9 protein-coding genes are annotated in these 11319 nt (G+C 45.5%); 3 read left to right on the top strand and 6 right to left on the bottom strand.

Going from position 1 to position 11319, the window contains the following annotated elements; all coding sequences use genetic code 11:
• From L976_RS16620 to L976_RS16610, 3 genes are all read left to right on the top strand, one after another.
• Positions 1 to 784 (top strand): peptide ABC transporter ATP-binding protein (locus L976_RS16620; protein ID WP_047540637.1); only part of this gene is annotated, 784 nt, incomplete at its 5' end.
• A gap of 105 nt (positions 785 to 889) precedes the next feature.
• Positions 890 to 2092, top strand: coding sequence for an enoyl-ACP reductase FabV (fabV, locus tag L976_RS16615; protein WP_047540635.1), 1203 nt, complete (start codon positions 890 to 892; stop codon positions 2090 to 2092).
• A 117-nt stretch (positions 2093 to 2209) separates the two neighbouring features.
• The gene (locus L976_RS16610; RefSeq protein WP_037417205.1) at positions 2210 to 2422 is read left to right on the top strand and encodes a TOBE domain-containing protein; all 213 of its coding nucleotides are present in this window, start codon (positions 2210 to 2212) and stop codon (positions 2420 to 2422) included.
• A 142-nt stretch (positions 2423 to 2564) separates the two neighbouring features.
• On the opposite strand, the gene ppiD is transcribed toward L976_RS16610, so the two are convergent.
• The 6 genes from ppiD to tig all read right to left on the bottom strand — a co-directional run bounded on the left by ppiD (position 2565) and on the right by tig (position 11061).
• Complete coding sequence (ppiD, locus tag L976_RS16605; protein ID WP_047538522.1) at positions 2565 to 4430, bottom strand: peptidylprolyl isomerase; 1866 nt, start codon at positions 4428 to 4430, stop codon at positions 2565 to 2567.
• A gap of 226 nt (positions 4431 to 4656) precedes the next feature.
• Positions 4657 to 4929: a nucleoid-associated protein HU-beta gene (gene hupB / locus L976_RS16600; RefSeq protein WP_006081127.1), complete on the bottom strand. Its 273-nt coding sequence runs from the start codon at positions 4927 to 4929 to the stop codon at positions 4657 to 4659.
• A 259-nt stretch (positions 4930 to 5188) separates the two neighbouring features.
• Positions 5189 to 7546, bottom strand: a complete 2358-nt coding sequence (lon, locus tag L976_RS16595; RefSeq protein WP_037428151.1) for an endopeptidase La — start codon at positions 7544 to 7546, stop codon at positions 5189 to 5191.
• A gap of 132 nt (positions 7547 to 7678) precedes the next feature.
• Complete coding sequence (gene clpX, locus L976_RS16590) at positions 7679 to 8959, bottom strand: ATP-dependent protease ATP-binding subunit ClpX (RefSeq protein ID WP_037417195.1); 1281 nt, start codon at positions 8957 to 8959, stop codon at positions 7679 to 7681.
• Positions 8960 to 9058: 99 nt separating this feature from the next.
• Positions 9059 to 9667, bottom strand: a complete 609-nt coding sequence (clpP, locus tag L976_RS16585) for an ATP-dependent Clp endopeptidase proteolytic subunit ClpP (RefSeq protein WP_037417193.1) — start codon at positions 9665 to 9667, stop codon at positions 9059 to 9061.
• Positions 9668 to 9756: 89 nt separating this feature from the next.
• A complete protein-coding gene (gene tig / locus L976_RS16580) occupies positions 9757 to 11061 on the bottom strand; it encodes a trigger factor (RefSeq protein ID WP_047538512.1) in 1305 nt (434 codons plus the stop codon).
• Positions 11062 to 11319: the final 258 nt, after the last annotated feature.

The following is an 11319-nucleotide window of genomic DNA, read 5'->3' as shown; positions in this document are numbered from 1 at the left end:
GACGACTCCACTGCTTAAAGTTAACGATCTCTTTAAAAGGTATGATACTGGTTATAAAGGCTTTACCCGCCAATATAACGATGCCTTAGCCCCGGTTTCCTTTGAATTAAACCGCGGCGAAACCTTAGCTATTGTGGGTGAGGCAGGTTCAGGTAAAAGTACTCTTGCACGTATTTTAGTGGGCGCAGAACCGCGCAGCGGCGGTGAAATTTACTTCGAAGGCGAAGCCTTAGACAGCCGTAATATCAAACAACGCTGCCGCCTTATTCGGATGATTTTTCAAGATCCTAATACCTCGCTCAACCCAAGGCTCACCATTGGTCAATTACTCGATGAACCATTGCGCTTTAACACTCAGCTATCTGCCAAAGAGCGTAATTCTCAAGTAATTGAGACATTAAGGAAAGTCGGTTTATTACCTGAACATTCTGACTTTTATCCGCATATGATTTCTGAAGGCCAAAAACAGCGGGTTGCCGTGGCGCGGGCGCTAATGCTCAACCCCAAAATCATTATCGCCGATGAAGCGTTGACCGCTTTAGATCTGTCCGTACGCTCGCAAATCCTCAATTTGCTACTGAAATTGCAAAAAGACTTAGGATTGTCATATATTTTTGTGTCCCATAACCTCAATATTATTCGCCATGTTAGCGATAAAATTATGGTTCTTCATAAAGGCGTTATGGTTGAGAAAGCTCCCACAGAACAGATATTTAATTCACCGCAGCACGAATATACCCAAAGGCTTATTCAGGAGCAGAGCCTGTTTGTTCATAAGCGTTAAACTGCTCCAACCACTTAAATATTCAGGCAAATTGGCTAAAAATAGATGCCATTTAATCGCCGAAGTATTTATCCTATTGGTCATTTTGATAGAAGAAGCTTAAACATGATTATCAAACCCAAAATTCGTGGATTCATTTGTACCACTACTCATCCCGTTGGTTGCGAAGCTAACGTTCAAGAACAAATTGCCTTAACCAAAGCGAAGGGCAAAATCGCCAACGGGCCTAAAAAAGTCCTCGTTGTTGGTTCATCCAGTGGTTATGGCCTGTCTTCACGCATTGCCGCCGCCTTTGGTAGCGATGCAGCAACTATTGGTGTGTTCTTCGAAAAACCAGGTACTGAAACGAAACCCGGCACAGCAGGTTGGTACAACTCTGCCGCTTTCGACAAGTTTGCCAAAGCTGAAGGTTTGTACTCTAAGAGCATCAACTGCGATGCCTTTAGCCATGAAGCTAAACAAAAAGTCATTGAGCTAATCAAGCAAGATTTAGGTCAAGTGGATATGGTGGTGTATTCATTAGCATCACCTGTGCGCAAACTGCCAGATTCTGGCGAACTAGTACGCTCTGCGCTCAAACCAATCGGTGAAGTGTATACAGCGACCGCCGTTGATACCAACAAAGACTGCATTATCGAAGCCACTGTCGAACCTGCGACTGAGCAAGAAATTGCCGATACAGTCACAGTGATGGGCGGCCAAGATTGGGAATTGTGGATTAACGCGCTCGCCGAGGCTGGCGTATTGAGCGACAACTGCAAAACCGTTGCCTATAGCTATATCGGTACTGAGTTAACTTGGCCAATCTACTGGCATGGCGCATTAGGTAAAGCCAAAATGGACTTAGACCGTGCTGCAAAAGCCTTAAACGATAAGCTCTCAGTGACAGGCGGTAGCGCCAACGTTGCCGTGCTCAAAAGCGTTGTAACCCAAGCCAGCTCAGCCATCCCAGTGATGCCACTGTATATTGCAATGGTGTTTAAGAAGATGCGCCAAGAAGGCCTGCACGAAGGCTGTATGGAGCAAATCTATCGCATGTTCAGTGAGCGTCTGTTCCGTGCCGATGGTGCAAAACCTGAGACCGATAGCGATAACCGTCTGCGTTTAGACGATTGGGAACTGCGCGAAGATATCCAGCAGCATTGCCGTGATCTGTGGCCACAAGTGACCACTGAAAATCTATCAGAGCTGACCGATTATCAAGAATATAAAGCCGAGTTTATTAAACTTTTCGGCTTTGGTATTGAAGGCATCGACTACGACGCTGATGTGAATCCGTACGTTGAGTTCGATGTGATCGAGCTGTAATCGTCAAGATTACACCTTGCTTTTAAACGCCATCCTCGGGTGGCGTTTTTATTTGCTGCAACCCCATGGCAATAGGCTAGAATAGCATGACCATTCAACACTAAATAAGGATAAAGAATGAAGATCAGTGCACGGAATACCCTAAGTGGCACTATTACCGCTATCGAAATTGGCTCTGTAAACAACGAAGTCACTATCGAACTGGCACCGGGCGTAGTGTTAACCTCCGTCGTAACTAAAGCCTCCTGTGAGCGTTTAAACTTGAAGGTGGGTGATTCGGCTTACGCACTCATTAAAGCCAGCAGCGTGATGATTGGCGTGGATGATTAAGCTGCTGAAATAGCGCCCATATCGTTTGATAACGCACAAACAAAAAGGCCAAGTAAACACTTGGCCTTTTCTATTTGATTAGCAAAACACTTTATATTTGCTTGCGAACATAAGGGATAGACTGAGTTATCCCTTATCACCATTAACCTTCTACAGGGTAATGGATTTTTGCGTTCGCTTTCAGTGACTCGATCAAACCGCGGTAATCCGCTTCGCTGTATTGTGCATTTAGGCGTTGTTTTAGTGCATTGACTAACTCATCACTAATAGACTCAGCCGCGTTCACTTTGTCCAGTGCAATCACAGCATAGCCATTTGCTAAAGCGACAGTATCAACCACAGGTGCAGCACTCGGCGTTGGCATTTGGAAGGTTTTTGTCACAATGGCCGCGTCTAAATCCTGTGCACCACGCCCCAATTTAGCCTTAGCGATTAAGCTCACATCAGCAGCGCCAGCTTTCACTTGCGCCATTAACTCTTCTGCTTTAGCACGTGCTGCTGCGTTCGCTTGATCTTGCTTTAAACGCTCTGCGATGTCGGCCTTCACTTCGGCTAATGGCATAGTGCCCGCATCGTGATGTTCTTTCATGCGAATAACCACTACGTGATTCGGTTCAAGCTCAATCACTTCACTATTTAGCCCTTGGCGCATCACTGAGTCTGAAAATGCTGCTTTTACTACATCAGGCTTGTTCAATGCCGCTGGCACATCATCACGCGAAAATAGCGGCGTTGTCTTAATCTCAACACCCACCACTTTTGCAGTTTCGGCTAAGGTATCAGGCACTTCGTAACTGGTATCGGCCAGTTTGCTCTGCAAGCTATAGAATTGATCTACCGCTTTTTTCTCTTGTAACTGAGCAATAATCTTAGTTTTAACGTCAGCAAAGGGCACTGTGGTACCAGGCTGAACGTCTAACAGTTTGATGATGTGGAAACCAAAATCTGTTTTGACGACAGCTGAGTGTTGGCCTTTTTGCAGAGCAAAAAGCGCAGCATCGAATGAGGGGTCCATCACACCGGGCTCAAACCAGTCTAATTTTCCGCCCTGCTCTGCACTTAAGGTATCTTCAGAATTGGCTTTGGCTAACTCAGCAAAATCAGCACCGTTATCTAACTGCTTGGCTAAATCTTCAGCCTTGGCTTTCGCAGCGGCTTCATCGCTACCTGGGCCAATCAGAATGTGCGCGGCTAAACGTTTCTCGTTAGACACATATTGCGTCTTATGCTCATCGTAGTAAGCCTGAGCTTCTTCTTCGGTCACTTTGCTGTCTTTGGCAAAATCAGCCGCGTTTAACTCAACATATTCTAAACTCACCTTCTCTGGGCTCATAAACTGGCCCTGGTTGGCGTCATAGTAGTTTTTTACTTGCTCGTCTGTCACAGAGGCATTGGCAAGGTATGGCGCAGAGTCCACCACTAAATAACGAATGTCGCGAGTTTGGCCTTGCAGCTCAGCTAATTGTTTAGCTTCACCGGGTAATACAAATTCAGTGCCCACTAACGCAGCTGTTAACTGACGACGAGTCATATCGACACGCATCATGCTTCTAAAGGTTTGTGGCTGATAACCTAACTGACGCAAAATAGCCTGATAACGGTCGTTATCAAATTTACCGTCAGTTTGGAAAGCGGGTTCAGATTTAATCGCTGCAATAATTTGTTCGTCAGAAACACGTAATCCCATCGCAGCGGCAGCTTGATCGATCAGTTTGTCTGCCACTAGACGCTCGAGAACGCTCTGCTTAATGCTTTCTAGGTATCTTTCGTCCGCAGATAGGGCAGCAAACATTTCGCCCAGTTGTTGTTCCATACGAGCGCGTTCGCTCTGGTAGGCTTGTTCTAACTCGGCTTTAGTGATCTTGTCACCGTTGACTTCTGCGGCAGGTACATCGGAAGTTGAGCCTAAATAGCTACTCACCCCTGCAAATGCAAAAGATAAAATCACAAGTACGAGAATGCCTTTAGCAATCACGCCTTGCGAACCATCGCGGATCTTTTCTAACATCAGATATCTCGCTCGTTGCGATTAACAAAATAAAAAGGCGCATCAGCTTGAGATGCGCCTTTCTGTAATTAATAGGGATTATTCAGACGCTACCACTGGTAAGTGCTAAAACCCCGAGTAATGGTAGAAATTGACCTTCAAAATCCATTACTTTCAATTCGTAAAAAGCACTGTTTAAACAGTGCTTATCATTACGAACGCCTTACAAAGGCTGCGATATCAAAAATTAATTGACAGCGTCTTTCAGAGCTTTACCCGCTTTAAAAGCTGGGATCTTTGCTGCTGCGATTTTGATTTCTTCACCCGTTTGTGGGTTGCGGCCAGTGCGTTCAGCGCGCTCACGCACTTCAAAAGTACCAAAACCAACAAGAGAAATTTTATCGCCTTCTTTCAAACCTTCAGTCACAGCTGCGATAAAAGAATCCAGTGCACGGCCGGCAGCGGCTTTAGAAATGTCAGCACCAGAAGCGATTTTCTCGATTAGTTCAGATTTGTTCATGTCATCCCCTTGAATGTAATTTTTTTGCGCCGCAACCAAATCCGTCTCTAGAGCGGTCTGCGGAGGCTTTTATAACAAGCTTGAATTCAAAGTTCAAGCTGAGTTCGAAAACCAAAGAAATAAAACTAGATACAGCTCAAAGCCAGTTGCCCCAAGGGCTTGGAGCAGCTGGCTCTCCACTGACCTAGGCTACCACAGGTCTGCGCTTTGTTAAGCCCCTTTTTTCATTTTTTTTAACGTCATAGCGCATTTTCTTGCGTTATGCCAAGTTTTTAACCACTTCGAAGCCTTCAACGGGTCTTTCTAGCGCCAGTTTTAACACTTCGTCGACCCAACGCACAGGGCGAATTTCTAAATCGGCAATGACATTGGCAGGAATTTCTTCCAGATCACGCTCATTTTCTTTTGGAATAAGCACCAATTTAATGCCACCGCGATGTGCTGCCAGCAGTTTTTCTTTTAAACCACCGATAGGTAACACTTCACCGCGTAAGGTAATTTCACCCGTCATCGCCACATCGGCACGCACAGGGTTACCCGTTAAGCTAGACACTAATGCAGTACACATTGCAGCACCTGCGGATGGACCATCCTTAGGCGTTGCTCCTTCTGGTACGTGCACATGGATATCACGCTTCTCATAAAAGTCGCCGTTGATACCTAATTGTTCCGCACGGGCGCGAACAACTGTCATCGCCGCTTGAATCGACTCTTGCATCACATCGCCAAGTGAGCCAGTGTAGGTCAACTTGCCTTTGCCGGGCACTGAAGTCGCTTCAATGGTGAGCAAATCACCACCCACTTCAGTCCAAGCCAACCCTGTGACTTGACCGATTTGGTTGTTAGATTCCGCCTTGCCATAGTCAAAACGCTGCACACCGAGGAAAGACTTGAGATTATCCGCGGTGACTGTAACTGACTTGATGGATTTATCCAGCAGGATCATTTTCACGACCTTACGGCAAATCTTAGACAACTCACGTTCTAGCGCCCGCACACCCGCTTCACGGGTGTAGTAGCGGATGATGCCGACTATCGCACTGTCTTCGATATGAATTTCATTCGCTTTAAGGCCGTTACGCTCGATTTGCTTCGTCAATAAATGCTGCTTAGCGATATTGAGTTTTTCATCTTCGGTATAACCCGACAGACGGATCACTTCCATACGATCTAAAAGTGGCCCCGGTATATTCATCGAATTCGAGGTCGCCACGAACATTACATCGGATAAGTCGTAGTCGACTTCGAGGTAATGGTCGTTAAAAGTCGCGTTTTGTTCAGGATCGAGCACCTCTAATAGTGCTGATGCTGGGTCGCCACGCATGTCCGAACTCATTTTGTCGATTTCATCCAGCAGGAATAAGGGGTTTTTCACGCCCACTTTGGCCATTTTTTGGATGATTTTACCTGGCATAGAGCCAATGTAGGTGCGGCGATGTCCGCGAATTTCCGCTTCATCACGCACGCCGCCTAAGGCAACACGCACATACTTACGACCCGTCGCCTTGGCAATCGATTGACCGAGTGAGGTTTTACCTACACCTGGTGGTCCAACTAAACACAGGATTGGCCCTTTCAGTTGACGTACACGGCTCTGCACCGCCAAGTATTCCAGAATGCGATCTTTAACTTTCTCTAAACCATAATGGTCAGTATCGAGCACTTCTTGGGCTTTCGCTAAATCACGTTTGATTTTAGAGCGTTGACTCCAAGGCACAGACGTCATCCAATCCACATAGCTACGAACCACGGTCGCTTCGGCAGACATCGGCGACATCATACGTAATTTGTTCAGTTCAGCGACCGCCTTTTCTTTGGCATCGCTTGGCATATTGGCTTCTTCAATCTTACGATTTAAGACTTCAAATTCGTCATGGCCTTCGTCTAAGTCACCCAATTCTTTTTGGATGGCTTTCATTTGCTCGTTCAGATAGTACTCACGTTGGCTCTTTTCCATCTGCTTTTTAACGCGGGTGCGGATGCGTTTTTCAACCTGTAACAGGTCAATTTCCGACTCCATCATCGCCATTAAATATTCAAGACGTTCGCCAATATTGGTCATCTCAAGGACGGATTGTTTGTCCTCAAGCTTAAGCGGCATGTGAGCCGCCATAGTGTCAGCAAGGCGCGCCGCTTCATCGATACCAGACAGTGAGGTTAAAACCTCTGGCGGGATCTTCTTGTTGAGCTTGATATAGCCTTCAAATTGGCCAATCGCGCTACGAACCAAGACTTCCTCTTCTTTGTCTTCTAAAGGCTCAGATTCGAGATATTCAGCCTTAGCCACAAAGAAATCTGCTTCTTGGGTATAACGCGTAATACGGGCGCGGCGACCACCTTCGACCAGCACTTTGACTGTACCGTCTGGTAGTTTCAGCAGTTGCAGAATAGATGCCACTGTACCAACGTCAAAGATATCGTCTTTGGTCGGCTCATCTAACTCAGCATCACGCTGAGCAACTAAAATAATTTGCTTATCCTGGGCCATTGCCGTTTCGAGACAACGAATCGATTTTTCTCGGCCAACGAACAACGGAATTACCATATGGGGATAGACCACCACATCTCTCAGTGGCAGCACGGGGAGTTCGATATGCGCTTCACGCTCTAAGGTCATAGTTCGATTCCGTTTAAATAAAAGGGATTTGTTAAGGAGTATATTGGGGCGGTTTAGGCCCTTTCAATGGTCAATACGAAAAAAGGAGTCCATTGGACTCCTTGATTTTCAGTTTATTAGCTATCTGTACAATTATTGTTCGCCAGAAGCCGCCTGTGCTTCATTGCGCTCATAAATCAGAATCGGTGCAGACTCACCATTAACCACTGACTCATCGACAACCGCTTTCACTACACCTTCTATCGATGGGATATCATACATAGTATCAAGTAAGATACCTTCTACGATGGAGCGTAAACCACGGGCACCTGTTTTACGTGACATGGCTTTATGGGCAATCGCTTTAAGTGCATCTTCGCGAAACTCTAATTCAACACCTTCCATCTCAAACAGTGCGTTGTACTGCTTAGTTAAGGCATTTTTAGGCTCAGACAGAATTTGCACTAATGCATCTTCATCCAATTCAGTTAGTGTAGCAACGACTGGTAGACGGCCGATAAACTCGGGGATCAAGCCGTATTTAACTAAATCGCCTGGCTCAACTTGAGACAGGGTTTCAGATATCGTTGCTTTATCTTTTTCGCCTTTAACTTGCGCACCAAAACCGATACCCGAACCAACATGAGCACGTTGCTCAATCACCTTTTCAAGACCCGCAAATGCACCACCACAGATAAACAGGATCTTAGAGGTATCTACCTGTAAGAACTCTTGCTGTGGATGCTTACGACCACCTTGGGGTGGAACCGCGGCAACCGTACCTTCGATAAGTTTCAGCAGCGCTTGCTGCACGCCTTCACCCGATACATCACGGGTAATCGATGGGTTATCTGATTTACGGCTGATCTTGTCGATTTCGTCGATATACACGATACCACGCTGCGCTTTCTCAACGTCGTAATCGCACTTTTGCAGCAGCTTTTGAATGATGTTTTCAACGTCTTCACCCACATAACCGGCTTCAGTTAAGGTGGTAGCGTCTGCCATAGTAAATGGGACATTCAATGAGCGCGCGAGCGTTTCGGCCAGCAGTGTTTTACCACTGCCCGTTGGACCAATCAGCAGAATGTTGCTCTTACCCAATTCCACCCCATCTTTAGGGGATGAATTTCTCAGACGTTTATAGTGATTGTATACCGCAACAGAAAGGACTTTTTTAGCTCTGTCCTGCCCAATGACATAATCATCTAAATGTGCACGCAACTCATGTGGCGTGGGTAATTTATCATTATCACGCTTGGGGGAGATTTCTTTAATCTCTTCACGAATGATGTCATTACATAACTCGACACATTCGTCGCATACATATACTGATGGGCCTGCAATCAGTTTTCTGACTTCATGCTGGCTCTTACCGCAAAAAGAGCAGTACAGCAATTTACCGCTGTCACCATTATTTTTGTTGTCGCCCATTAATTACCTCATTTGCAGTCTGCTCTACTGCTTATCTTAAACTTGTTCACTTTAAACTCAGCGTTGCTTTACAGAGCATAGCCCAGTCAAAAGTAAAAATCAGCTGCGTTTAGTCATCACTGCGTCAACTAAACCATATTCCACAGCTTGAGTAGCGCTCATGAAGTTATCGCGATCAGTATCACGCTCAATTACTTCGAGTGGCTGGCCCGTATGCTCTGACAGCATCAGATTTAGTTTATGCTTGATGCCTAAGATTTCTTGGGCATGAATAGCAATATCAGAAGCCTGACCTTGGAATCCACCCAGTGGTTGGTGGATCATCACGCGAGAATTAGGTAAGCAGAAACGCTTGCCCTTTTCACCGCCAGCTAATAAAAACGCGCCCATACTGGCCGCTTGACCAATACACACCGTACTCACATTAGGCTTAATAAATTGCATGGTATCGTAAATCGCCATGCCCGCGGTGACTGAACCACCGGGTGAGTTGATATATAAAAAGATATCTTTATCTGGGCTTTCTGATTCGAGGAATAGCAACTGCGCCACAATCAGATTCGCCATATGCTCTTCAACTTGACCCACTAAAAAGATAATCCGCTCTTTTAACAGACGAGAATAAATGTCGAATGAGCGTTCACCCTTAGCAGTCTGTTCGATCACCATAGGCACTAAAGCACTTTGTATGTCTGACGCATTATGCATTATTCATTTCCCTAAATAAAAATGGCTCGCATGAGGAGCCTCATACCAGCCATTATAAATGGCGAACTGCCAATCAAGTCAAGCTTAGCTTATGCGCGACCTGTAGCCTTGTTCATAAATTCTTCAAAAGCGACTTCTTTTTCGGTCACTTTGGCTGTTTTAAGCAGTGCTTCAACAGCTTGCTCTTCAAGCGCAACGTTGCGCATGTTTTGCATCAGCTCTTTATTGCTGTTGTAATACGCAATCACTTCACTTGGATCTTCATAAGCAGAAGCCATAGAAGCGATTAAGCCTTGTACACGCTCATCTTCCGCTTTCAGCTCGTTAGTCTTGATGACTTCGCCTAATAACAGACCGATCTTCACGCGACGAGCTGCTTGCTCAGTGAATAATTCAGCTGGCAGTTCAGGCATGTTCGCCGTTTGACCGCCGAAACGTTGCATCGCTTGTTGACGCAATACGTTAACTTCACCATCGATCAGTGCTTTTGGCAGTTCGATGTCATTGTTAGCTAATAAACCTGCGATCACTTGCTCTTTCACATTAGCTTTTAACGCTTGCTCAAGCTCACGGTTCATGTTCTTACGGATTTCAGCTTTAAGGGCTTCTAAACCACCTTCGCTGATACCGAATAATGCTGCAAACTCATCGTTTACTTCAGGTAAGTTAGCCGCTAATACTTCAGTTAAGGTGATAGCAAACTTAGCTGCTTTACCTTTTAAGTTTTCAGCGTGATATTCTTCAGGGAAAGTCACGTCGATAACGAACTCTTCACCGGCTTTGTGACCTAAGATACCCGCTTCAAAACCTGGGATCATACGGTTACTACCTAATTGCAGTTCGAAATCTTCAGCTTTGCCGCCTTCGAATTCAACACCATCAACTGAACCCACAAAGTTCATTTTCACTTTGTCGCCGTCAGCTGCTTCACGCTCAACAGCGGCGAAAGTCGCGTGTTGCTTACGTAAAGTTTCGATCATGCTGTCTACATCAGCATCGGTTACAGAGGCTTTTGGTTGCTCTACTTCGATTGCATCTAAACCTTTCAACTCAACTTCTGGGTAGATTTCGAAAGTTGCTACGAATTCGAATTTTTCACCGTCAGTTGCACCTGGAACGAAAGTTGGTGCACCTGCTGGGTTTAATTTCTCAGCGATGATCGCTTCGATAAAGTTACGTTGCATCACTTCACCAGTGATGTCTTGACGAATAGCTGCGCCATAACGTTTGTTGATTACAGTAACAGGCACTTTGCCAGGACGGAAACCTGGGATACGAGCACGCTTAGCTTCACGTTGTAAACTGTCTTTAACCAGTTTTTCAATTTGTTCAGCAGGAACAGAAATGGTCAGGCGACGCTCTAGGCCTTGGGTTGCTTCAACAGAAACTTGCATTGTTTTACCTCGAAATTTGTCTAACGTCCTTTGTAATAGTCGAATCTTCAACTATTCAGGTATTCGTTTCTTGATCATTAAATTTGACTACAATGCCCACCACTACTGGCTTTTGGCACAGGTCGCTGTTAGTTGATATCTATCAAGACGCGACATTATAGCCACCGTTTTGTGCAGAGTCGAGCCTCAACGGCCGAATCTAGGGTATAAAAAAAGCGACCAGAGGTCGCTTTTTTTATTTTGTACTCAAAGTACTAA

Origin of the sequence: Shewanella sp. ZOR0012, assembly GCF_000798835.1 — a bacterium.
In the GTDB taxonomy this organism is placed as follows: Bacteria; Pseudomonadota; Gammaproteobacteria; order Enterobacterales; family Shewanellaceae; genus Shewanella; species Shewanella xiamenensis.
Note: the sequence above shows the minus strand (reverse complement) of the source record. Positions and strands in the feature narration are given on the sequence as shown.

Bases quoted from the DNA above. Each gene is read 5' to 3' on its own strand.
- fabV (WP_047540635.1), top strand. From the start codon at position 890: ATGATTATCAAACCCAAAATTCGTGGATTCATTTGTACCACTACTCAT.
- L976_RS16610 (WP_037417205.1), top strand. From the start codon at position 2,210: ATGAAGATCAGTGCACGGAATACCCTAAGTGGCACTATTACCGCTATC.
- ppiD (WP_047538522.1), bottom strand. From the start codon at position 4,430: ATGTTAGAAAAGATCCGCGATGGTTCGCAAGGCGTGATTGCTAAAGGC.
- hupB (WP_006081127.1), bottom strand. From the start codon at position 4,929: ATGAACAAATCTGAACTAATCGAGAAAATCGCTTCTGGTGCTGACATT.
- lon (WP_037428151.1), bottom strand. From the start codon at position 7,546: ATGACCTTAGAGCGTGAAGCGCATATCGAACTCCCCGTGCTGCCACTG.
- clpX (WP_037417195.1), bottom strand. From the start codon at position 8,959: ATGGGCGACAACAAAAATAATGGTGACAGCGGTAAATTGCTGTACTGC.
- clpP (WP_037417193.1), bottom strand. From the start codon at position 9,667: ATGCATAATGCGTCAGACATACAAAGTGCTTTAGTGCCTATGGTGATC.
- tig (WP_047538512.1), bottom strand. From the start codon at position 11,061: ATGCAAGTTTCTGTTGAAGCAACCCAAGGCCTAGAGCGTCGCCTGACC.